The organism is Marivita cryptomonadis (assembly GCF_002115725.1).
GTDB classification, from domain to species: Bacteria; Pseudomonadota; Alphaproteobacteria; order Rhodobacterales; family Rhodobacteraceae; genus Marivita; species Marivita cryptomonadis.
This window is the reverse complement of sequence record NZ_JFKD01000006.1, coordinates 153,534-176,517: the sequence shown is the minus strand read 5'-3', so window position 1 is coordinate 176,517 and position 22,984 is coordinate 153,534. Positions and strand designations below refer to the sequence as shown.

General features: G+C 60.0%; 23 protein-coding genes and 1 pseudogene. 13 read left to right on the top strand and 11 right to left on the bottom strand.

What is annotated here, in order from left to right; translation table 11 throughout:
* The first annotated feature begins 3 nt into the window (after window positions 1–3).
* Both MCRY_RS08805 and MCRY_RS08800 read left to right on the top strand, forming a co-directional pair.
* Window positions 4–495, top strand: a complete 492-nt coding sequence (locus MCRY_RS08805; RefSeq protein WP_085629122.1) for a DUF2244 domain-containing protein — start codon at window positions 4–6, stop codon at window positions 493–495.
* A gap of 11 nt (window positions 496–506) precedes the next feature.
* Complete coding sequence (locus tag MCRY_RS08800) at window positions 507–1,403, top strand: hypothetical protein (RefSeq protein WP_085629121.1); 897 nt, start codon at window positions 507–509, stop codon at window positions 1,401–1,403.
* A gap of 71 nt (window positions 1,404–1,474) precedes the next feature.
* On the opposite strand, the gene MCRY_RS08795 is transcribed toward MCRY_RS08800, so the two are convergent.
* Window positions 1,475–1,939 carry a GatB/YqeY domain-containing protein gene (locus tag MCRY_RS08795; protein WP_085629120.1) on the bottom strand — a complete coding sequence of 155 codons (465 nt, stop codon included), beginning with the start codon at window positions 1,937–1,939 and terminating at the stop codon, window positions 1,475–1,477.
* A 179-nt stretch (window positions 1,940–2,118) separates the two neighbouring features.
* Here MCRY_RS08795 and carA point away from each other — a divergent pair, with 179 nt between their 5' ends.
* The 3 genes and pseudogenes from carA to MCRY_RS08785 all read left to right on the top strand — a co-directional run bounded on the left by carA (window position 2,119) and on the right by MCRY_RS08785 (window position 5,156).
* A complete protein-coding gene (gene carA, locus MCRY_RS08790) occupies window positions 2,119–3,288 on the top strand; it encodes a glutamine-hydrolyzing carbamoyl-phosphate synthase small subunit (RefSeq protein WP_085629119.1) in 1,170 nt (389 codons plus the stop codon).
* Between the two features lie 65 nt (window positions 3,289–3,353).
* A pseudogene (locus MCRY_RS23595) lies at window positions 3,354–3,647 on the top strand (GspE/PulE/PilB domain-containing protein); the annotation flags it as partial.
* Window positions 3,648–5,156 (top strand): glycosyltransferase, encoded by a 1,509-nt coding sequence (locus tag MCRY_RS08785; protein WP_238939527.1) that lies wholly within the window; start codon window positions 3,648–3,650, stop codon window positions 5,154–5,156. It begins immediately after the preceding pseudogene.
* Here MCRY_RS08785 and MCRY_RS08780 read toward each other — a convergent pair whose 3' ends face one another.
* Complete coding sequence (locus tag MCRY_RS08780; protein WP_085629117.1) at window positions 5,157–5,807, bottom strand: GntR family transcriptional regulator; 651 nt, start codon at window positions 5,805–5,807, stop codon at window positions 5,157–5,159.
* Window positions 5,808–5,910: 103 nt separating this feature from the next.
* Here MCRY_RS08780 and MCRY_RS08775 point away from each other — a divergent pair, with 103 nt between their 5' ends.
* From MCRY_RS08775 to MCRY_RS08765, 3 genes are all read left to right on the top strand, one after another.
* The gene (locus MCRY_RS08775; protein WP_085629194.1) at window positions 5,911–6,555 is read left to right on the top strand and encodes a pyrimidine 5'-nucleotidase; all 645 of its coding nucleotides are present in this window, start codon (window positions 5,911–5,913) and stop codon (window positions 6,553–6,555) included.
* An 88-nt stretch (window positions 6,556–6,643) separates the two neighbouring features.
* Window positions 6,644–6,889, top strand: coding sequence for a hypothetical protein (locus tag MCRY_RS08770; RefSeq protein ID WP_085629116.1), 246 nt, complete (start codon window positions 6,644–6,646; stop codon window positions 6,887–6,889).
* Window positions 6,890–6,964: 75 nt separating this feature from the next.
* Window positions 6,965–8,161, top strand: coding sequence for a UbiH/UbiF family hydroxylase (locus tag MCRY_RS08765; RefSeq protein WP_085629115.1), 1,197 nt, complete (start codon window positions 6,965–6,967; stop codon window positions 8,159–8,161).
* A gap of 53 nt (window positions 8,162–8,214) precedes the next feature.
* Here MCRY_RS08765 and msrB read toward each other — a convergent pair whose 3' ends face one another.
* The 4 genes from msrB to MCRY_RS08745 all read right to left on the bottom strand — a co-directional run bounded on the left by msrB (window position 8,215) and on the right by MCRY_RS08745 (window position 10,718).
* On the bottom strand, window positions 8,215–8,688 hold the full coding sequence (gene msrB / locus MCRY_RS08760; protein ID WP_085629114.1) for a peptide-methionine (R)-S-oxide reductase MsrB: 474 nt from the start codon (window positions 8,686–8,688) through the stop codon (window positions 8,215–8,217).
* A gap of 110 nt (window positions 8,689–8,798) precedes the next feature.
* Complete coding sequence (locus tag MCRY_RS08755; RefSeq protein ID WP_085629113.1) at window positions 8,799–9,368, bottom strand: fasciclin domain-containing protein; 570 nt, start codon at window positions 9,366–9,368, stop codon at window positions 8,799–8,801.
* A gap of 97 nt (window positions 9,369–9,465) precedes the next feature.
* On the bottom strand, window positions 9,466–10,179 hold the full coding sequence (locus MCRY_RS08750) for an anti-sigma factor (RefSeq protein WP_085629112.1): 714 nt from the start codon (window positions 10,177–10,179) through the stop codon (window positions 9,466–9,468).
* A complete protein-coding gene (locus MCRY_RS08745) occupies window positions 10,176–10,718 on the bottom strand; it encodes a sigma-70 family RNA polymerase sigma factor (protein WP_085629111.1) in 543 nt (180 codons plus the stop codon). Before MCRY_RS08745 ends, MCRY_RS08750 begins: the two co-directional genes overlap by 4 nt.
* An 89-nt stretch (window positions 10,719–10,807) precedes the next feature.
* On the opposite strand from MCRY_RS08745, the gene cobS reads away from it, so the two are divergent.
* The 4 genes from cobS (at window position 10,808) to MCRY_RS08725 (ending at window position 16,184) form a co-directional block, all read left to right on the top strand.
* Complete coding sequence (cobS, locus tag MCRY_RS08740; protein ID WP_085629110.1) at window positions 10,808–11,794, top strand: cobaltochelatase subunit CobS; 987 nt, start codon at window positions 10,808–10,810, stop codon at window positions 11,792–11,794.
* A 151-nt stretch (window positions 11,795–11,945) separates the two neighbouring features.
* A complete protein-coding gene (gene cobT, locus MCRY_RS08735; protein WP_085629109.1) occupies window positions 11,946–13,823 on the top strand; it encodes a cobaltochelatase subunit CobT in 1,878 nt (625 codons plus the stop codon).
* Between the two features lie 175 nt (window positions 13,824–13,998).
* The gene (locus MCRY_RS08730) at window positions 13,999–15,780 is read left to right on the top strand and encodes an aminopeptidase P family protein (protein WP_085629108.1); all 1,782 of its coding nucleotides are present in this window, start codon (window positions 13,999–14,001) and stop codon (window positions 15,778–15,780) included.
* 59 nt (window positions 15,781–15,839) lie between these two features.
* The gene (locus MCRY_RS08725; protein WP_085629107.1) at window positions 15,840–16,184 is read left to right on the top strand and encodes a DUF427 domain-containing protein; all 345 of its coding nucleotides are present in this window, start codon (window positions 15,840–15,842) and stop codon (window positions 16,182–16,184) included.
* Between the two features lie 9 nt (window positions 16,185–16,193).
* Here MCRY_RS08725 and MCRY_RS08720 read toward each other — a convergent pair whose 3' ends face one another.
* Window positions 16,194–17,870 (bottom strand): chloride channel protein, encoded by a 1,677-nt coding sequence (locus MCRY_RS08720; protein ID WP_085629106.1) that lies wholly within the window; start codon window positions 17,868–17,870, stop codon window positions 16,194–16,196.
* A 117-nt stretch (window positions 17,871–17,987) separates the two neighbouring features.
* A complete protein-coding gene (locus MCRY_RS08715) occupies window positions 17,988–18,587 on the bottom strand; it encodes a TetR/AcrR family transcriptional regulator (RefSeq protein WP_085629105.1) in 600 nt (199 codons plus the stop codon).
* A gap of 98 nt (window positions 18,588–18,685) precedes the next feature.
* On the opposite strand from MCRY_RS08715, the gene MCRY_RS08710 reads away from it, so the two are divergent.
* On the top strand, window positions 18,686–19,228 hold the full coding sequence (locus MCRY_RS08710; RefSeq protein WP_085629104.1) for an anthrone oxygenase family protein: 543 nt from the start codon (window positions 18,686–18,688) through the stop codon (window positions 19,226–19,228).
* Here MCRY_RS08710 and recN read toward each other — a convergent pair.
* The 3 genes from recN to lpxC all read right to left on the bottom strand — a co-directional run bounded on the left by recN (window position 19,225) and on the right by lpxC (window position 22,852).
* The gene (gene recN, locus MCRY_RS08705) at window positions 19,225–20,877 is read right to left on the bottom strand and encodes a DNA repair protein RecN (protein ID WP_085629103.1); all 1,653 of its coding nucleotides are present in this window, start codon (window positions 20,875–20,877) and stop codon (window positions 19,225–19,227) included. The genes MCRY_RS08710 and recN overlap by 4 nt on opposite strands.
* Window positions 20,878–20,918: 41 nt before the next feature.
* Window positions 20,919–21,773, bottom strand: a complete 855-nt coding sequence (locus tag MCRY_RS08700) for an outer membrane protein assembly factor BamD (protein ID WP_085629102.1) — start codon at window positions 21,771–21,773, stop codon at window positions 20,919–20,921.
* A gap of 158 nt (window positions 21,774–21,931) precedes the next feature.
* Window positions 21,932–22,852 carry a UDP-3-O-acyl-N-acetylglucosamine deacetylase gene (gene lpxC, locus MCRY_RS08695; protein ID WP_085629193.1) on the bottom strand — a complete coding sequence of 307 codons (921 nt, stop codon included), beginning with the start codon at window positions 22,850–22,852 and terminating at the stop codon, window positions 21,932–21,934.
* Window positions 22,853–22,984: the final 132 nt, after the last annotated feature.

Sequence of the window (22,984 nt, the reverse complement as noted above, 5' to 3'; positions counted from 1 at the left end):
CCCATGCCCTACACTTGGACCGACACCTCTCAGGACAATCAGGAACTGCGCCTCTGGCCACATCAATCGCTGCCCGCGCATGGGTTTGCGGCAACGATCCTTGGCATCTTCACCCTTTCGACAATCCCGCTTTATGGGCTGATCGGCACTGTACTGCTCTGGGGCATCCTGCCCTTCATGCTGCTGGCGCTTGGCGCGATGTGGTACGCGCTGCGTCGGAACGAAAGGGATTTGCAGATCATGGAGGTTCTGACCCTCACCCCAGACGACCTGCATCTGACACGGCAATCGCCAAAGGGCGCGCCGCAGGAGTGGCATTGCAACCCCTACTGGACGCAAGTGAACATGCACCAGAAAGGCGGACCGGTTCCGCACTACGTGACGCTGTCCGGTGCCGGAAGAGAGGTTGAGATCGGCGCGTTTCTGAGCGAAGACGAACGCAAAGAGCTATACGCGGAGCTGAGTGAGAAGGTTCGCCGCATCGCCACCCCCTGACCCGAGGCTTCATGGCACAGGTTCCCGCCGTCCCGAAACTCACCCGCACGCGCCATTTGCTGCGCACGACACTGTTTGGGCGGACGGATCCCACGGCGGATATGGTCGCCTCTGAACGCGCGGCACTTGCCTTGCGTGCGACCGGTCCGAAAGGAGCAACTGCGCAGCAGGTGACGTTCCTGCTGCCAATGGTTGGGCCAGATCATGTGGGCGACTGGGATGCGGTTGTGGCGCGGCTCAGAACGACGCTGGAGGGTTTTGTGGGACAGGATGAACCGTCATGGCGCGCTGCGGTCTGCTGCCAATCCGCCCCTGACCTGCCTGACGATCCACGCATCACCTACTTGCCCTTCACAGACCCAACACCCGGAAATGACAAGTGGCGCAAGCTGCGTGTGCTCTGCGAGGCGCTGCCTGATCTGGCGTCGGCGCCGGGTTACGCGATGTCCTTTGACGCGGACGACCTCTTGCGCCAAGGCACGGTGAAAGAGATGCTCAGCCGGCAAGAGCGTGGTGGGTATCTGGTGCAATCGGGTTATGTGATGGACGTGTCGACAGGTGATATCGGACTGGCGGACAGGCCCAGTTGGATCACTCCGTTGCGCAAGCCATTCTGGAAGCTCTGCGGCAGTTGCGCGGCGGTCTATCACGATCCTTCCAATCCGACCTCAACCACCTTCATGTCCGAGATAACCCAACACGAACACCGGATGTTTCCATATCTGGCAAAACTAGCCGGACAAGACCTGACACCGCTGTCAAAGCCGTCTGTCCTCTACATGCTGAACCACGGAGAGAACTTCGGCGCGCGGCGCGGGCGGGTCGGTTACAAGACACGCTTTGTGCAGAATAACCGGATTGACGCCCCCGGTATCTTGGCCGCGATCAGGTCAGACTTTACGGTCTGACAGGGGCCGTCGACGATGCGTCGGTGCATCGTCCCGTATCCGTTGACCGAAAACGCGCCCCGATCGACCGTTCAGATGTTGGAGAGCCGATCCTTGACCATGCCGCCCACCGCACCGAAATCCATTTGCCCGGTATACTTGCCCTTGAGTGCCCCCATGACGCGCCCCATGTCACGGATCGAAGAAGCGCCAGTTTCGGCCACGGCGGCATCCACAGCGGCGGCAACCTCATCGTCCGAAAGCTTGCGCGGCAGGAACTCTTCGATCACGCCGATTTCCGACAGCTCGCGTTCCGCCAGATCAAGCCGCCCACCCTCTTCATAGGTTTTGGCGGTGTCTTTGCGTTGCTTGACCATTTTACCAAGGATGCCAAGGACTTCGTCGTCCCCCACCCCGTCGTCATTGCCTTCCCCGCGCGCCGCGATGTCACGATCCTTGATCGCCGCGTTGATCAGTCGGAGGGTCGAAAGCCGTGCACTGTCCTTGTCGCGCATCGCCTGTTTGATAGACGTGTTGAGCCGGGTCCGAAGGTCCATGAATTCCTATCCCATGGTTGAACGAGCGCGCACATTAAGCGAGGACACATTCAGAAGCAAGCACCCAGCACTTGCGTTAAGTCATTGAAAAATATAGATATCACATTTTCCGACTTCCCTTGACCACAAGGCGGCGCAGCCTTAGGTTCCGCGAGATTTTACCTCTGCGGAGTCGCGCCATGTCCCAGCTTTCCAACGACACACCGACCGCCTGCCTTGCCCTTGCGGATGGCACGATTTTCTACGGTCAGGGCTTTGGCGCAACCGGCACATCGGTGGCGGAGTTGTGCTTCAACACCGCGATGACCGGTTATCAGGAAATCATGACCGACCCGTCGTATGCAGGCCAGATCGTAACATTCACCTTCCCGCATATCGGCAATGTGGGTGTGAACCCGGACGATGATGAAACCGCCGATCCTGTGGCTGAGGGCATGGTCGTCAAGTGGATGCCGACGCAAAGCTCGAGCTGGCGCGCTGTGCAGGAACTGAGTGAGTGGCTTGCGGCCCGCGGGCGGATTGCCATCGGCGGCATCGACACCCGCCGCCTGACCCGCGCGATCCGGCAGCTTGGCGCGCCGCATGTGGCATTGGAGCACAATCCCGAAGGTAAGTTTGACATTGCCGCGCTGGTCGAAAAGGCACGCGCGTTCCCCGGTCTCGAAGGTCTGGATTTGGCCAAAGACGTCACCTGCGCGCAATCCTATCGCTGGGACGAGATGCGGTGGGCCTGGCCTGAAGGTTACTCCCGTCAAACCGCCCCCAAGCACAAGGTCGTTGCCATCGACTATGGCGCAAAGCGCAACATCCTGCGCTGCCTGGCAAGCGCGGGCTGTGACGTGACCGTCCTGCCTGCAACGGCGACGGCAGAAGACGTGCTTGCACACAATCCCGATGGCGTTTTTCTCTCGAACGGTCCCGGTGATCCGGCGGCGACTGGCAAATACGCCGTTCCGATGATCCGGAAGATCCTTAACGACACCGATTTGCCGATGTTCGGCATTTGCCTTGGCCACCAGATGCTGGCGCTGGCGCTGGGGGCAAAGACGGTCAAGATGAACCACGGCCACCACGGCGCGAACCACCCGGTCAAGGACACGGAGACCGGCAAGGTCGAGATCACGTCAATGAACCACGGCTTTGCGGTGGACAGCCAGACCTTGCCCACAGGTGTTCTGGAAACCCATGTGTCTTTGTTTGACGGATCGAACTGCGGCATCCGCATGGCCGAACGGCCGGTTTTCTCGGTGCAGCAGCACCCCGAAGCCAGCCCCGGCCCGCAGGACAGCTTCTACCTTTTCGAACGCTTTGCTGACTCGATGGCCGCTCGGAAGACCGTCAGCGCCTAAGCGGGCATTAACCACCGCTTAACCGTTTGCAGATTATCTGACTCCCGGATCAGTCCGGGGGGCATATGTTCGGCAGGTCGGAAACACGAAGCAATCTACCCTTTGCGCTAACGCCCGCGCATCGTCGGAACAACGTCGCATCGGACACTTCAAACGACTTAACCACTAGTCGTGTCTTACAAAAAGCATGGCAATTTTCGGCGCATCAGCGGCGGCTCAACCCGGATACTTATCCGCCTGATCCCGAACTCGACGCGCTGCTGCCAGCCGAATTTTATCTGGAATACCGGGTGTTGCCCTGGGGTCGGGTCGGCAATGCAATCCTAGTGGGGACCCCACCCGGGCGGGATCTTACGCAGTTGCGTGACATCATGGAAAAGCTGATTGGCCCGGTCATGTTTGCCGATGTGGCAGAAGCCGATCTTTTGCGGATCGTTGAGGGACGGCACGGTGATTATCTTGCCGATCGCGCCGAGCGGCTAGTCCCGGATGACTATAGCTGCCGTGATATCAACAAGCTGACCCTTTCGCGCGGCATCTTGGCGTCGCTGTTTTTCGGCATCTGCCTTGCCTTTATCTATATGTTTCCAAACGCTTTTTTTGCAGGCATCACAGCAGTCGCTGTGGTCAATCTGATCGCAAATCTGGGGTTCAAGATCGCGGTCTTTGTCGCGGGCTACCAAAAACCAGCGGAAAAACCCGTTATGATTCCGATGGCCGAAAAGCCAGTGGTCAGTCTGATTGTGCCCTTGTTCCGCGAGGCTGCGATTGCACATGAATTGGTGCTGCGCTTGTCGCGGCTCACTTACCCCAAATCGCTGCTCGACGTGGTGTTGGTGCTTGAAGCCAAAGACACCAAAACACGCCAAATGATCGAGTCGATTTCCTTGCCGGGTTGGATGCGGGTGGTGCGCGTTCCCGATGGGCACCTGACGACCAAACCACGGGCGTTGAATTACGCGCTTGGGCACACACGCGGTGACATCATCGGTGTCCTGGATGCCGAAGATGCACCCGCCATTGATCAGATCGAACGGGTCGTCGAGGCGTTTCATCAAGCGCCGTCAAACGTCGCCTGTGTTCAGGGCATTCTGGACTTCTACAACACCAAGTCGAACGCGCTTGCGCGATGTTTCACCATTGAATACGCAATCTGGTTCCGTGTCGTTCTGGCGGGTGCTGCACGGCTTGGGCTGCCGATCCCACTCGGCGGCACAACGGTCTATCTCAAGCGCGCGGCGCTCAAACATGTGGGTGGCTGGGACGCACATAACGTGACCGAGGATGCGGATCTGGGCATTCGTCTTTACCGATTTGGGTATCGCACCATCCTGATACCGACGGTGACACGCGAAGAGGCGAACAATCGCATCGTGCCATGGGTTCGGCAACGCTCACGCTGGCTGAAAGGGTATATCGTGACTTACCTTGTGCACATGCGTCGGCCCTTCCGCCTCTTGAAAGACATCGGAGCGCGGAAATTCTTGGGATTTCAGGTCTTTTTCCTCGCGACCATCCTGCAATTCACACTGGCCCCAGCACTCTGGTCATTCTGGCTCGTCTGCTTCGGGGTCGCGACCCCATTGTTCGAGGTGATCCCGGCGGATTGGGCAAAGGGCCTTTTGGCCCTTTTTCTTTTTGGAGAACTGGTTTCGCTTCTAACCGGGTTTGTCGCCGTTGGACGCACACAGCATGCAGGGCTCATGCAATGGGTGCCGATGATGTTCTTCTATTTTCCGCTTGGCGTCTTTGCCGTTTACAAAGCGTGGTCCGAGCTGCTGTTCAAACCATTCTACTGGGACAAAACCGAGCACGGCAGGTCCGAACCTGACGTTCCCGGAGGAGATATCCATGAGACGATCCGCTGACTAGCCTTGGTCCTTGGCCATGGAATCAAGCTTCAGGCGCGTGACGAAGGCGACCGAGATATGGTCTCGAAGCGCTTTATAGGCCGCGTCCTCGTTGCGCTGGGTGACGGCATCAACAATCGCCTGATGTTCTGCCAGTGCTATTTCGCCTCGTCCCTGCGCCGCCAGCGACGTGGTTGCCATAAGCGCCATCGATCGATGCACGAGGTCCAGCTGCTGCACAAGAAAGCGGTTGTGCGAGGCCAAGTGAATTTGTTTGTGAAACCGCCGGTTCGCCCGCGCCAAGGCAGAGGGGTCGTCCAGCAAGGCACGATCGTCATGCACCATGTCCTGCAACACCTGCACCTCTTCCTCGGTGGCATGACGCGCGGCAAGGCGGGCTGCCAAACCTTCAAGCTCGGTCCGCACAACGTAAAGCTCTGCCATCTGGTTGTGGTCCAGTGAGGCAACGATCAAAGACCGCCCGTCCCGCGTCAGCAGCGATTGCGTTTCAAGCCGTTGCAACGCCTCGCGGATTGGTGTCCGCGACATGCCGAACCGTTCGGCCAGATCACTTTCCACCAACCGGTCACCCGGCCGGTAAACACCAACATCAATCGCCTCGAGGATCGACGAATACGCGTCCTTCTGAGGAGGCTTCACATCTTTCATACCGCGTGATCCCTATCCAAGTTCTCGCACGATAGCGCTGGTTGAACAAAAGACGCAAGTTCAGCCATTGCCGCGCCCGATTGCGACGCCTAGTTTGCGGGGTATGGTAAAGTCCGCTTTCAAACATGTGCGCCATTGGGTGTTCGATCTCGATAACACCCTGTATTCACCTGCCGTTCGCCTGTTCGACCAGATCGAAGTGCGGATGACGAAGTTCGTCATGGACTCACTGGGCGTCGACAAAGAGCGCGCCAATACGCTGCGCGTCGAGTATTGGAAGACTTATGGCACCACGTTGGCGGGTTTGATGCGCGAACATGATGTGGACCCGGCACCCTATCTGCACGAGGTGCATGACATCGACTTCACCGTCCTGTCCGAAGACCCGTATCTGGCATCGCTGATCCGCGATCTGCCGGGACGCAAGATCGTCTATACGAATGGGTCCGAGCCCTATGCCCGCAACGTGCTGAAAGCGCGCGGGCTGGATGATATCTTCGATGCCGTCTATGGCGTGGAGCATGCCGATTACCAACCCAAGCCCGAACGCAGTGCGTTCGAGCGCGTGTTCGGGCGTGATGGCACCGACACGCAAATCGCCGCGATGTTCGAGGATGATCCGCGCAACCTTGCCGCACCACATGCAATGGGGATGCGCACGGTGCATGTGGCCCCGGACGCGATCGACGCCGAACACATCCACCACCACACATCCGACCTGACCGAGTTTCTTGCGCGGCTGACCTGACAAGTTCTTGCTGCATTGCGGCAATTTGGCAGTTTTCCAGCGGCTCCGGCTGCCTATCTCTTTTGCAGACACAAAAGAGGGATCTCAGATGTCCGTTTCGGAACCTACACTCGCGCACCGTCGCAACCCGTTTTACGCCATCCCGGTTATCGGCTGGATTGCCCGCGATCTCAAAGAAGGTGGACCGGACACGATTTACTACCTGCTGGTCGCGCTGCTTACCCTTTTGGTGCTTGCGGTCAAGACATGGGGCGTTGTGGCGTTGACCATGACCGCACTTGCGATGGTGCCAGTGGTGATGGTTCTGCTGATCCTGATCACAGTCGGAAAATAGCGCGCCCTGACGCATCGCACATCGGACGCACACTGCCTATAAGGGGTGCGGCACCTGAACCGAAAGGCCTAAGCCATGACATATGACATCGTTGTATCAGGTGGCGGTATCGCCGGATTGGCCGCTGCGGCAGCCTTCGGCGCGGACGGCTATTCGGTGCTGTGCCTCGATCCCACGCCGCCAGTCACAGATCGCGATGCAGACGGTGCGGACCTGCGGACAACGGCATTCCTGCAACCGGCGCAGGCGTTTCTTGATGAGATCGGTCTCTGGGCGCGGCTGGAAGGGCATGCCATGCCCCTGCAGGTGATGCGGATCGTTGATGCCGGTGGCGAAGAGCCGAGGGCCCGCGTGACCAAGGAGTTCGACGCGTCCGACATTTCCGACCAGCCCTTCGGATGGAATCTTCCAAATTGGCTGTTGCGCCGTGAATTCGTGGCGCATCTGGACGGGCTTGATACGGTCACCTTCCGCGCGGGATTCGGCACCACGTCGCTCTTCACGCGCGAGGCAGAAGCCCGCGTCGGGCTGAGCGATGGCACCAAGGTGCGCTGCAAGCTAGTGATTGCAGCGGACGGGCGCAATTCACCGATGCGCAAAGCGGCAGGCATCGACATTCAGACCACACGGTTCGGGCAAAAGGCGTTGGCCTTTGCCGTCACTCATCCCATTCCGCATGGCAACGTGTCGACAGAGATCCACCGTACAGGTGGGCCGTTCACCTTTGTGCCACTTCCGGATCTGGAGGGGCGCCCGTCTTCGGCTATTGTCTGGATGGAGGAAGGCCCAAATGCAGAGGCATTGATGGCGCTGGACACCACGGCGTTCGAGGAGGCAATGACGACACGGTCTTGCAGCCTTTTCGGTCCGCTTGAATTGGCGTCACGGCGCACGATCTGGCCGATCATCAGCCAGCATGCCGACCGGCTGAGCGGCGAGCGGATCGCGCTGGTGGCCGAAGCCGCGCATGTGGTGCCCCCGATTGGGGCGCAGGGGCTGAACATGAGCCTGAAGGATATCAGCGTATTGCGCGATCTGGCACGACAGGCGGGGGGCCATATCGGGGACCGCAAGATGCTGGACGCCTATCATCAAACCCGCATTGCAGAGATCCGAGCGCGGGTTGCGGGGATCACGTTGTTGAACCGCACGTCAATGCTGAGTGCGCAACCCCTGCGCGACATACGCGCCAAGGGGCTGGACGCTTTATATACGCTCAAACCCGTGCGCAAGACGCTGATGCAGTTGGGGTTGGGCGCGCGGGGCATTTGAGGGCGTAAACTCTTCAAAGAGTTTACGCAGGATTTTGCAAAATCCGGCGTGCCCTATGCTGCCCGGAAGCTCAGGCTGACACCGTTGATACAGTGGCGTTTGCCTGTCGGTTGAGGACCATCGTCGAAGATATGGCCCAGATGGCTGCCACAACGACGGCAATGGCATTCCGTGCGAACCATGAACAGCGCCCGATCTGCCTTGGTGCCAATGGCGCTGCTCTGAGCCTGCCAGAAACTGGGCCAACCGGTTCCGCTGTCGTATTTGTGTTCGGAGGCGTAGAGCGCCAGATCACAGCCCTTGCAATGGAACATGCCGGAGCGTTTTTCGTCGTTAAGTGGCGACGAGAATGCACGTTCCGTACCCTCCTCGCGCATCACGCGGTATTCCAAGGAGGTCAGCATGGCTTTCCACTCGGATTTGGACCGGGCTATTTCGAAGGTGCCCTCGGCGGCGCCTGCCCCATGTGTCATGCCCCCTAGGCCCAAAGCGGCTGCGGCGGTCTGCAGGAAATGGCGTCTCAACATCGTGTCCTCCTTCTCTCTAGTATAAAATGGTGCCCCGGTCCGTCGGTGCGCAAGACCGGGGCACACACTTTTGCGCGATCTCTCAAACCCCAGGGTTGGGGAACAGGAGTTTACTGAGCCGGCAAAAGTACGCGATCGATCACATGGATGACCCCGTTCGACTGCCGCACATCGGCAATCGTCACGGTGGCTTCGCGACCGTTTTCGTCCGTGAGTGTGATTTTCGATCCGTCCATCTTGGCCTGCAACGTACATCCGCCCACGGTTTGAACCGGATGCGTGCCGCCGTCATCGGCGATCATCCCCGCGATGGCATCGGACATTGCGTTGGCAGCAACCACATGACAGGTCAGAATCTGCGTGAGTTGCGCCTTTGCCGCAGGCTGCAGCAGAGCATTCAGCGACTCGTCAGAAATCCGGTCGAACGCAGCGTTGGTGGGAGCGAACACGGTGAACGGGCCTTCGCTCATCAGGGTGTCGACAAGGCCGGCTGCCTTGACCGCGGCCACAAGCGTGGTGTGATCGGCAGAGTTGACGGCGTTCTCGACGATGTTCATGTCGGGGAACATTGCGGCTCCACCCACCATCGGGTTGTCAGTACCGGCGTGGCTTTCGGCAAAGGCAGCGCCGGTCAAGGCGGTGGCAGTCACAGCAGCGGTGATCATGGTCTTAAATGTCATATCGTCCTCCAAGGTTTCCCGCCAAGTTGTCCAGCGGGTCGGAGGTAGACACGGAGCTCAGGTCAGACGCGTTTCAAAAAAGATCATCACAGTTGGATCACGACGACGTGAGCGATCCTGCTGCCCGTACCGCACCTGTCGGCGCTCCTGTTGGTGAGCCTCCCGGTGGTTCATCGGAAATCGCCAACAGCGCCCCCGCCAGCAAAGCCACCAAATCCTGCGGCAGATCGATCAGGGTGCTGTTGCCCTCGTCGAGGAGGCCCAGCGACACCGGTGCCGCATCGCCAGCAATCAGCCATAGCTCAAAAACTCGACCCTCCGGCGGTGCACCTGCAGCGCGCACCACTTCCACAGCCCCACGTGTTGTATCGACAGCGGCGCGGATCACCAGCCCTTCGCCGTCCGGCGTCGGGGCGAGTTCCGCCACCAGATCGGGTTGCAGGCCGGTGTCATCAGGAATGAGGACGCCTGTGCTGATCGTCAGCCAAAGCACCAGCGCAGCGGCCACACCGCCCAGCCCGTATGGCCAAATCTGCTGCCAGAAAGACTGCTTTTCCGGCTTGAAGAGGATCGTCTGCAAACGCTTGGCCACTTGCGGGGATGGGTCGACCGGGGCGATCTCGTCCAGAATGACGCTGGCAAAATGTTCGTCCCAAGCGACGACTTCTGCCCGCAGATCGGCATCGCTGTCGAGCCGGGCCTCGAATTGGGCACGTTCCTCGGCACTCAGAAGACCAAGCGCGTATTCGGCGGCCAGAACGCGGTCATCCTCGTATTCGGGGCCTTCGGGGGGTGTCGTGTGATCGGTCATCTGCTCAAACACTCCCGCAGGGCCATGAGGCTACGGCGCAGCCATGTCCGAATGGTGTTGAGGTTCACGCCGGTCGCCTCTGAGAGATCGGCATAACTGTCACCTTCGAGATAGGCCCGGCGCACCAAATGCGCCCGTGCGCGGGGCAGCTCGTCAAGGCAGGCCTTGATCTGACGCGCCTCGGATGCCGCGACGGCACTGGCTTCGGGGCCGGGTTTGCTGTCGGGCATCAGATCGGCGGTCTCGATCGGAACGGGTGGCAACTTCATGGCACGACGACGGTCCACCGCGCGGTTGCGGGTGATCGTGATGAGCCACGTCATCGGGGAATACCCGTTGACCTTGTAGCTGTCGGCTTTGTTCCACACCGTCACGAACACGTCCTGCAACACCTCCTCGGCTTCTACGCGATCATTCAACACACGCAGGCAGACGCCAAAAAGTTTCGCGGAGGTCCTTTCATACAGACGGTTGAACGCAGCACGGTCGCCCATCGCCACGCGGGCAATAAGGTTTTCCACCTCTTCTTGCGGCGTCATGAACGAATTCCCATGCCCTTTCCCTTGCTCCTCCCGCCAATATGTTGCACCACACAGGCAAAACCCAAGCTGAGAAGGATGTCTGCAACATGGCTGACGGGACGATCGACATCAACGCCAAACCGACAGAAGAAATTTCCGTGCGTGAGGTGTTTGGCATTGATACGGACATGGTTGTCCATGGCTTCCCAGAGCGTACGGAACGCGTGCCTGACTTAGACAGCACCTATAAATTCGATCCAGATACCACGCTGGCGATTCTCGCGGGCTTCCGCAACAACCGCCGCGTGATGATCCAAGGGTATCACGGCACCGGGAAATCGACCCATATCGAACAGGTTGCCGCGCGTCTGAACTGGCCTGCCGTGCGGGTCAATCTTGATAGCCACATCAGCCGGATCGACCTGATCGGCAAGGACGCGATCAAGCTGATCGACGGAAAGCAAGTCACCCAGTTTCAGGAAGGCATCCTGCCCTGGGCGCTGCGCAACCCCACCGCCATCGTGTTCGATGAATATGACGCGGGCCGCGCCGACGTGATGTTCGTGATCCAGCGGGTTCTGGAAACCGACGGCAAACTGACGCTGCTCGACCAGAATCAGGTCATCACTCCGCACAAATACTTCCGCATCTTTGCCACTGCCAACACCGTTGGTCTGGGCGACACCACGGGCCTGTATCACGGCACACAGCAGATCAACCAAGGTCAGATGGACCGCTGGTCGCTGGTGGCGACGCTGAACTATCTGTCGATCGACGCCGAAACCTCGATCGTTCTGTCGAAGGCCCCGCATTACAACACCGAGAAGGGCCGCAAGATCGTGCGCCAGATGGTGACCGTGGCGGACCTGTCGCGCACCGCGTTCATGTCCGGCGACCTGTCGACCGTGATGAGCCCGCGAACCGTGATCGCCTGGGCGCAGAACGCCGAGATCTTCCGCGATGTGGGCTATGCGTTCCGCGTGTCGTTCCTAAACAAGTGCGACGAGCTCGAGCGTCAGACCGTGGCGGAATTCTACCAGCGCTGCTTTGACGAAGAGCTGCCCGAGAGCGCGGCTTCCCTGAGCTTGGGCTGATGGGTATCGGATCGGCGATGCCGATCCGACAGGCTGGGGGTTCCACCCCCAGACCCCCGAGGTATTTTCGACCCAAAGATGCCTGCATGACGCGCCGCATCTTCGGGCCGTCGGCATTGCGTGCAAACGAACCGCGTGGAAAGGTCAGGTCATGAGCAAACCGAGTGACAACCCAGCCGATCCGTTCAAGAAGGCGCTTGCCGAAGCGACCAAGGTCATGGCGCGCGACCCGGATCTGACGGTCAGCTATTCGGTCGACCCGTCCGGCATTTCCGGCGATGCGATGCGCCTTCCGCAGATCAGCCGTCGTTTGACCCGTGACGAGGTGATGCTGGCGCGGGGCACCGCCGATGCGATGGCGATGTATCGCCGCTATCACGATGCAGGCACCCACACGCGCTATGCGCCTCAGGGCGATCTGGCACGCGAACTTTACGAATCCATGGAGACTGCCCGCTGCGAGGCGATGGGCGCGCGCGACATGCCCGGCACTGCTGGCAATATCGACGCCAAGATCGGTCATGAAGCGCTGCGGCGTGGATATGATCAGGTCAAAGAAGCCTCGGACGCGCCACTCGCCGAAGCGGCAGGGTATCTGGTGCGCCATCTGGCCACCGGGCGCGATCTGCCCGAAGGCGCGCAGAACGTCATGGACCTCTGGCGCGGCTTTATCGAAAATCAGGCGGGTGGCACGCTTGAGAACTTGCAGGATGTGCTGAGCGATCAGGCGGCCTTTGCCCGCTTCACCCGCGCCGTGATCACCGATCTGGGTTATGGTGATCAGTTGGGAGATGACCCCGACGAGTTGGACGAGGACGCGCAGGATCAGGCCGAAGAGGGCAGCGACGAAGAGCAAGATCCTGACAGCACCGGTCAGGACGAGGACGACAGCGAAGACGCAGAAGCCAATCCCGAGTCGAGCCAGGACGAAACCCAGGACCCCAGCCAGGCGCAGGTGTCCATGGACGAGATGGCCGATCAGGAGATGAGCGACGAGACCGAAATGCCCGAGGGCGAAGCGCCCTTGGAGCCGCCGCCCCCTGCCCCGATTTCCGAAGCAGATCCCGACTACAAGGTGTTCGATTCGACCCATGACGAGGAAATCCTTGCCGAAGAGCTGGCCGAGCCTATCGAGCTAGAGCGGTTGCGTGCCTATCTCGATCAGCAATTGGAGCCTTTGAAGGGCGCAGTCAGCCGTCTGGCCAACAAGCTGCAGCGCCGCCTGCAGGCGCAGCAGAACCGGTCGTGGGAATTCGATCTGGAGGAGGGCATTCTGGACGCCGGTCGTTTGGCACGTGTGGTCGCCAATCCGACGACCCCTCTGTCCTTCAAGGTCGAGAAGGACACCGAGTTTCGCGACACGGTTGTGACGCTGCTTTTGGACAATTCCGGCTCCATGCGGGGACGCCCGATTTCCATCGCCGCGATCTGCGCCGATGTTCTGGCACGGACCTTGGAGCGGTGCTCGGTCAAGGTCGAGATCCTTGGTTTTACCACCCGTGCGTGGAAAGGCGGCCAGGCCCGCGAGAAATGGCTGAACGAGGGGCGCGAACAGCAGCCCGGTCGTTTGAACGACCTGCGCCACATCATCTACAAGAGCGCCGACGCCCCCTGGCGGCGGACGCGGTCCAATCTGGGCCTGATGATGAAGGAAGGCCTGCTGAAGGAAAATATCGATGGCGAGGCGCTTGAATGGGCACATCGGCGGATGCTGCACCGCTCTGAGGCGCGCAAGATCCTGATGGTGATATCGGATGGGGCGCCTGTGGATGACAGCACCCTGTCGGTCAACCCTGCCAATTACCTTGAAAAGCACCTGCGCGACGTGATCGCCATGGTGGAGCGGCGGCGTCAGGTCGAGTTGCTGGCGATTGGTATCGGTCATGACGTGACGCGCTACTATGAACGTGCGGTGACGATCACCGATGTGGAGCAGCTGGCGGGAGCCATGACCGAACAGCTGGCCTCGCTTTTCGACAGCGATCCACGGGCACGGGCGCGGCTCATGGGCATCAAGCGCGCGAGTTGATCCGGATTTCGGGTCGGCGGTGCTGTTACAATTGGCGCGTCCCTGCGGGCCGCGGTTTGCATATTTGAAAAAAGAAGAAGCTGGGGCCATTCCAACCCCCTGACCGATTGCGGCGGGGCTTGCCATTGCGCGTCATTCCGGGTTCGCTCGCGCTACATCCAAGAGAGACCGTATCATGTTCCAGAGCTTTTCCGAAACATCCTCTCCCGAACAGGGCCCACCGCGACTGGCGGCGTTGCGCGCCGAAATGGCGGCTGCGGGTTTGGACGGGTTCATCGTTCCCCGCGCCGATGCGCATCAGGGTGAATACGTCGCCGAGCGGGACAGCCGTCTGGCATGGCTGACCGGGTTTACCGGATCAGCGGGGTTTTGCGTGGCGTTGCAGGACAAGGCTGGCGTGTTCATCGATGGTCGCTACCGGGTGCAGGTTCGCGCGCAGGTGGCAGACGTGTTCACGCCCGTGCATTGGCCCGAGGTGACACTGGGCGACTGGGTGTCGGAACATGTCGCGCAGAACGGCATTGTGGGCTTTGATCCGTGGTTGCACACCGTGTCGCAAATCAGGGAGCTGGAAGCGAGCACATCCGGCGTGACGTTGCAGCGGACAGACAACCTTGTGGATCGAATCTGGGCGGATCAACCTGCGCCCCCCGCGACCCATGCCTTTGCCCAGCCAGTAGACCTTGCCGGAGAGGCGCATGGCGACAAGATCGCGCGCTTGGCGGCCACCCTTGGGTCAGCGCACTGTGCCGTTCTGACCCTGCCCGACAGCATTTGCTGGCTTCTGAATATCCGCGGGGATGACCTGCCACGTACGCCGTTTATGCTAGGATTTGCGCTGTTGCATGCATCGGGCACGGTCACACTGTTTGTGGACCCCGAAAAGCTGGTCAATCTGGGGGATCACCTTGGCCCGAATGTGCATGTGGCTCGGGTCGAGGATTTCCTGCCGACATTGGCCAAGCTGGAAGGTCCGGTCCAAATTGACCCAGCCAGTTGCCCGGTGATCGTCGCAGATACGTTGCGTGAGGCGGGAACACAGATGATCGAGGCGCAAGACCCCTGCGCCTTGCCCAAAGCCTGCAAATCAGCGGCGGAACTGGACGGCACACGCGCCGCGCATCTGCGCGACGGGGCGGCGATGGCACGGTTTCTGTGCTGGCTGGACCAGCAGCCCGCAAGCAGCCTGACCGAGATCGATGTGGTCACAAAGTTGGAAGGCGAACGCTCGGCGACCAATGCGCTGCGGGATATCAGCTTCGACACCATTTGCGGTGCCGGTCCGAACGGGGCCATCGTGCATTACCGGGTGACGGAAAAGACCAACCGCGCGGTCGAACAAGGGCTTTTGTTGGTCGACAGCGGCGGCCAATACGTGGATGGCACCACCGACATCACCCGCACGATCGCCATCGGGACTGTCAGCGAAGAGGAAAGACGCGCGTTTACGCTGGTACTCAAGGGCATGATCGCAATCTCGAAACTGCGTTGGCCCAAGGGCCTTGCCGGGCGTGACATGGACTCGCTGGCACGTGTCGCGCTTTGGGAGCATGGGATGGATTATGGGCACGGCACCGGGCATGGCGTCGGGTCCTATCTGAGCGTGCACGAGGGTCCACAACGGCTGGCGCGCACCGGAACCGTGCCGTTTATGCCGGGGATGATCCTGTCGAACGAGCCGGGTTTCTATAAAGAAGGCGCGTTCGGGATCCGCATCGAGAACCTGATTGTCGTGGAAGAGGCCCCGGCCCTGCCCGGTCAGACGGTGCCGGACATGTACCGTTTCGAGACACTGACTTATGTGCCGATCGACACGCGGCTGATCGACACGGGGCTTTTGACAGACGCAGAACGTCGCTGGCTCAACGCCTATCATACAGAGGTTCTGACGCGGATCGGGACTTTGGTGGAGGGGGATGTGTCACTCTGGCTAACGCAGGCCTGCGCACCAATCTGACCATAAACATTTACATTCCCCCGCTAACCCCGGTACATCGCACTCAAAAGGGACGGATCATGCAGAAACACATTACAGTCAGACCTGCCGAAGGAACTTGGGTTGTGCGTGCCGGTGGTGCCGTGATCGCGGAAAGCACCAACGCCTTGGAACTGACCGAAGGCGAGATGCCGTTTGTCATCTATTTCCCGCGATCCGATGTTGCGATGGCCTTTCTGGATGTGTCCGCGCACACATCAACCTGCCCGCACAAAGGCGAAGCCAGCTATTTCGACATTGTGTCCAAAAGCAAGACCTACACCAACGCTGTCTGGTCCTATGAAGACCCGAAGCCCGAAGCGGCCGACATCAAGGACCATCTGGCATTCTGGGTGCAGGATGGGGTGCAGGTCGAACGGATTTAATTACCGTTCTCAACCGTGCTCTTCCTCGGCCGTCGCCGCAAGTGCACGGTTATAAGCCTTGAGCGCATCGACATGGAACAGCGCGCCCTGCAGAACGGGCGCGTCATCTGGTCCCTCAATCTTGACCACCGGAAGGAAGGCCACGCCTGATTTGTCGAAAAGCGGCAAGGCGGTTTCCAGCGTCGCTTGCGCCTGCACAAAAAGCCCCTGTTCGATCATCGTGCGGCACGCCTCTTCGTCTGCCGCGTTGTTGTCGGTTGCTTTGCGCATTACCCCCTGCACCCGGAACATCGCCAGAAGATAGGCCTGAGGCCCAGCCGCAAGGTGCACGTTGCGACGCTCCAATTGGGTGAGGAAGAATGATCGGTCGACCAGTCGCGCAGATACGGCGGTGGACATGGAAACCGAGACCATCACCGCAAGCCCGGTCTGCCAGTCTCCGGTCAGTTCGAACACGATCAGTGTGGTTGAAATCGGCGCGCCCAGCACGGCGGCTGCGACAGCGCCCATACCGGCAAGCGCATAAAGCGTCGCTGTGCCCGATTGATCGGGGAAAAGCCCAGTGGCGATCAGGCCGAACGCCAACCCGGTCAACGCGCCCAGCATCAGCGAGGGCGAGAACACGCCGCCCCCCATGCGTCCGCCCATGGTGATGGCCACTGCCACCACCTTGAGCATCGCAAAGACCACCGCTTCGTGCCACAGAAGTGCTCCGGTCAGGGCGCGGGACGTGGTCTCGTAGCCGACGCCGATGATGTGCGGAAACCAGATCGCCAAAGCGCCCAGCATGACCCCCGCCGCCGCCGGGCGCAGCAGGTGCGGCAGGCCAAGATCGCGCTGCACTTGCGATCCGATATCGTCAGCCAGAAACACAGCCCGCATCATCGCCACGGCGACAAGGCCACAGATCAAGCCAAGGATGAAGAAGGCCGGCAATTCAAGATAGAATTCGACAGTGGTGGTGCCCGGCAGTTTGAACTCTGTCACATCGCCAAAGACTAGACGGTTGATCACCGTTCCGGCAGCACTCGCCACCACGATAGGGGCAAAGGCGTGCACCGCAAAATGGCGCAAGATTACTTCGAGCGCGAACAAGGCCCCCGCGATAGGCGCATTGAAGCTGGCAGACACGGCTGCGGCCACCGCACACCCCAGCAAGTCGCGTCCGGTGATGCCGTCAGCCCGGATCGTGTTGGACACCCAGGACGACAGCATCGCGGCGATATGGACAACCGGCCCTTCCCGCCCTGTGCTGCCGCCGGTGGAAAGTGTGATCCAAGAACAGATGGCCGACGCGATCCCCGCCTTCTTTTCCACCCGCCCATCATTGAGTGCCGCGCCTTCGATCACATCGGCAACCGAGCGCACACGTCCATCAGGCGTGAAGTAATGCACGATCACTCCCACCACGAGGCCGCCAACCGTCGGGATGAGCAGCAGCATCCACCACGGCAGGGTTTCGGCATAGCTGTGAATGGTCGTCACGCTGGGTGTGCCGTAGACCGAGGTTTGCAGAAACGTGATCGCCAGTCTGAAACAGGTGGCCGCAAGACCGGCCGCGATCCCAATCAAAAGTGCTATCAGCCAGAACTGGAATTGCGACGGTCCTTTATGGCGCAGCACATCCCAGCCGCGCTCGACCTGCCTTTTCAATGCTTGTAACTGACCACGCAAAGCAGGCGCCATGCCGAGCGGACCTTTCGGAGAAGCGAACCACGCCAAAAAAACTTCTGATTACCAAGGCTTATTCAATGCGGCTGAACTGTCCACCCCTGAAGCGATCACAGTCTGTGACCGTCGGTGTCACGACACACCCACAAGTCTGAAAAGACGCTCTTGGGCAAGGTGTGCGCGGTCTTCTATTACCCTATCGCGCAGCGGGCCCAAAGCGCCTGTTGCACGCCGAATTTGCAGGTCGCCGACCAGCAGATCGACATACAGTGCCGCAATTTCGGCAGGGTCACCCTTGAGCAGGCCCTGCTTGACCAGCCTGCCGAAAAGGTCCGCGATCAACGGAAACACCTTGCCCCGCCCTTCCTGCGCCAACGCCTCGCCCAGAACCCCGCTGGCATCCGCCGCCGCGGCCCGGTTGAGCGCAATCGCCCGGTCCCCAAGCAGCATCGACAAAAGGACAGGACCGATCTCGGTCAGGGCCTGATCCAACTGAGTGCTAGTCTCCAACGCCTCGCGCAACCGCGTGGCAACCCGTTCGGCGTTGGTGGCGATCAAAGCTTTGAAAAGACCGATCTTGTCGCCGTACCACCTGTAAAGCGTTTCGTTCGAGGCTTTGGCTGATTTGGAAACGGCCAGCATCGACATGTTCTGAAAGCCTTTTTCCGCAAGAAGGTCATACGCAGCTGCTTCGATCTGTTCGCGTCTTTGCGCCTTGTTGTCTTCGCGCATCCGATACCTCTTGGAAAAAACGGTTGACTCATATCCGTAATCAAATATACGGATTTGTAAAGGCGTACACCAAATTACGGATTTGAAAGGAAACTGACATGACCCCCCTTCCCGCCGCCTATGCCGTCCCGGCCCCGCAAGTTTCTGCTGTCGCAGACCTTGCAACACGCATTGCCGGCCTGATGTCTGTTGTCTTCAGCGGCGCGATTTTCGGGTTCTTTTATGCGTGGATCTGCTCCACCATGTGGGGGCTGGATGCGACCGACCCACGGGTCGCCATTCAAGCCATGCAGGCGATGAACGGATCGGTGCGCAACGCGGTCTTTGCCCCGGCGTTTTTCGGCACACCCTTTGTTTTGTGGATTGCGGCGCTTCTCGCATGGCGCACCCTGCGCAACCGCGCAGCTTTGGCCTTTGCCGTGGGCGGGCTGATCTATGCGGCTGGAGGGTTGATCTTGACCATGACGAACAATGTGCCGATGAACGAAGCCTTGGGCCTGTTGACCGTACCTACGGATATCGATGCCGCTCGCGCGATCTGGGTGGAGTATTCCGGAACATGGCAGGTCTATAACGTGATGCGCACCGTCTTCAGTGGCCTCACTCTGGCGCTCGCCGGATACGGAATGATGCGCCTCTAACCGGCCAAGAGCGCCCGCGCCGCCGCGCGGGCCTCGTCCGTGATGGTATCGCCTGCGAGCATGCGGGCGATCTCGCCTTCCCGCGCAGGTGTATCCAATGGCACCACGGTCGACGTGGTCTGCTCGTCCGCAACGCGCTTTTCCACCCGCCAGTGATGGGCGCCAAGGGCCGCAACCTGCGGCGAATGGGTGACGACAAGAACCTGCCCGCCTTCGGCCAACGCGGCCAAACGACGTCCGACCGCGTCGGCAGTGGCCCCGCCAACACCGCGATCGATCTCGTCGAAGATCATTGTCAGCCCGGCATCGCGCTGTTCCGACAGACACACTTTGAGCGCCAGCAGAAAGCGGCTGAGTTCGCCGCCAGAGGCGATCTTGCCAATCGGACCCGCGGGTGCGCCGGGATTGGTTGCAACCGTGAAGGCGACTGCGTCGCTACCATCCGCTCCGGCAGATGCGGCGGACAGATCGGTCACGAAAACCGCGCGCTCCATCTTGAGCGGCGCAAGTTCGGCACAAACGGCCGCGTCCAGACGCTTGGCCGCCGCGACGCGACTGTCGCGCAATGCCATCGCCGCGCTGTCATACGTCGTTTCAGCGCTGCGCAATTCGGATTGCAAGCGGGACAGGCGATCTGCGCCTTGGTCGAGCGCCGCCAATCGGTCGCGCAATGTGTCTGCCAAACCCGATAGATCATCTGGGGCAACACCATGTTTGCGCGCCTGCGCCCGGAGCGCAAAGAGCCGTTCTTCCGTTGCCTCAAGTTCGTGCGGATCGAATTCAAGCGATTCGAGCGTTGCTGTCACGCCGCGCGCTGCCTCGTCCAGTTCGGCCATCGCTCTGGCAAGGGCGGCAAGCGGATCGTCCAAACGCCCCTCGGCAGCTTCGCTGACCCCTTCAAGCCAGCGCAGCGCGTCCGATAACGCGCCTTCGGCCCCGTCCTGCCCCATCACCTGTGCAGCGCGGGCAATGTCATCACGGATGCGTTCGGAGGCCTGCATCATGCGGCGGCGCGCGTCGAGCTCCGCATCTTCACCGGGCTCGGGGGACAGCTTGTCCAACTCGCCCACCGAATGGCGCAGGAATTCTTCCTCGGCCTGTGCCGCTTTGTAAGCTGCTTCCGCTTCGGCCAGCGCCTTGCGAGCCTTGGACAGTGTATTCCATGCCGATTTTACTGCAGCGAGCAGATCGTCATGCCCGGCAAACTCATCCAAAAGCGCGCGGTGCCCTTTGGGGTTCAGCAGCCCTCGGTCGTCGTGCTGGCCGTGAAGTTCAACAAGCGTGTCCGACAACGCGCGTAGCATTTCGCCCGTCACACGCCGATCATTGACCCAACCGGTCTTGCGACCATCGGCGGTATTCACGCGGCGAAGGATCAATTCGTCCGCATCCTCGAACCCGGCTTCGGCCAGAACGCCATGCGCCGGGTGACCCTTGGGCAGATCGAAAACCGCCGTCACTTCGCCCTGCTCTGCCCCGCTGCGCACCAGTTCAGCACGCCCGCGCCAGCCCAGCACAAACCCAAGACTGTCGAGCAGAATCGACTTGCCGGCCCCGGTTTCTCCGGTCAGCACATTGAGACCGGATTGGAACTCAAGCTCCAACCGATCAATGATCAGCATGTCCCGTATTTCAAGCGTGCGCAGCATTCTGTGCAACCGGGTGCGTTGTCAGACGCACCGCCCCCCGATCAAAGCCACTGACCCTTGACCATCTGGCGATAGATTTGCCGCAGCCAATTGTCTCCGGTCGCCTTCAGTTCAAGCCCACGGCCTGTCAGCAGTTTGAAGCTGTCCTCGTACCAATCTGTGGACTGGTAGTTGTAGCCCAGAATGGCCCCAGCTGTCTGTGCCTCATCGGTCAGGCCCAATGACAGATACGCCTCAACCAGACGGTGCAACGCTTCGGCGGTGTGAGTTGTGGTCTGGAAATCCTCGACCACGACACGGAAGCGATTGATCGCGGCCGCATGATGTTCGCGGCGCAGGTAATAGCGCCCGATTTCCATTTCCTTGGCAGCAAGATGGTCAAACGCCAGATCGAACTTGAGCACCGAAGACCGCGCGTATTCGCTGTCGGGGTAGCGTTCGATCACAGTGCGCAAGGCCTGCAACGCCTGGAATGTCAGACCCTGATCGCGACCCACTTCCTCGATCTGGTCGTAATAGCTGAGCGCGAGAAGATACTGCGCGTAGGCCGCATCTTCGTCGGTTGGATAAAAGTCGATATACCGCTGAGCGGCAGAGCGGCTGTTATCGTAATCCTTGTTCTGGTGATGGGCGAAGGCCTGCATGATCACAGCACGTTTTGCCAATTCAGAATAAGGATAGAGACGTTCGACTTCGGAGAAATAGAACGCGGCATCTTCGGGATCGCTGCGATCCAGTTCGAATTCACCCCGTTCAAAGATCTGTTCGGCGGTAAAGTTCTCGATCGGTACACCACCGGGGCCGAAGCCCGGACGTTCGCCATCGCTGCACGCCGTCAGCGTCACCACCAAGAGCCCCGCTCCGATCACAGCTCTTGCGCTTCTGCCCGCTGCCATGCCCGTCACCTTCGTTAAACCGCCGTGGCTATATGTGCCACTTGTCTGTCTTTGGTCCTAGCACATTAAATCGGAAGGCAAAACGCCTTTAGGCACACAAGCGATCACGCGTCAGCGCAAGCTCGGTGTGCGGCATAATGCATGTGCTGAGGCAGCGGTCAGGCAACCGCCGGAATTTCGTGCGCCGATACGCCAGCGCCCGGCAAACGAGCCGCCAAAACTGCATCGCATTCGCGGATGCGGTAGCCGTCCGGTGTGGCAAACAGTTCGCGCAAAAGCATGTTCGTCAGGGTGTGCCCCGCTTTGTGGCCTTCGTAGTGGGCCAGCATCGGCGCGCCTGCCAAAGCAAGATCGCCAAGCGCATCCAACATCTTGTGGCGTACAGCCTCATCGTGGTGCCGTAGACCACCCGGGCTGAGAACGGCATCGCCATCGACAACCACGGCGTTTTCCATCGTACCGCCAAGTGCCTTGCCGACGGCGCGCATCGCATCGACATCGGAAGCCCGGCAAAAAGTACGACTGTCACTGAGTTCACGGACAAATGTGCCATTGGAAAGGTTTAGCGACTTGCTTTGTTTACCAATGGCCCGGTCGGCGAAGTCGATGTGGAAATCCATCGTCAGGCCTTCACCCGGTCCCAAGCGTGCCCAGCCCTGTGCTGTATGCACTTCAATCGTCCCCAACACCTCGATCACCCTGATGGGTGCGCGCATTTGTTTGACGCCAACGGCCAGAATGCTGCGCACGAACGCCACTGCACTGCCGTCAAGAACAGGGGCTTCCGGGCCATCGATCCGTACCAGAGCGTTGTGCACACCGCACCCAGCCAAAGCTGCCATGACATGTTCGATGGTCGAGACCGAGACACCGGCCTCGTTTACGATCTTGGTGCAGAGCGGCGAATGTTCGGCAAAGTCGAACAAGGCTGGGATCCGTGCATTGCCCAAACGGATATCCGCGCGCTCGAACACGATGCCATGATCAGACGGCGCCGGGCAGATCGACATGTTGACCGGACGACCGGTGTGCAGGCCGATGCCCGAAAAACGGACTGTGGTGTGAACCGTTGTCTGCAAATGATCCTCAACAAAATACGCCGGCACCCCCATGCGACGTTTCAAGATGGGTGATACTCGCTGACCTATCTGGTCTCAAATCAAAGATTGTAACGGGCTGAAACAAGCGCCCAAAAGATATCGGCGGATTCT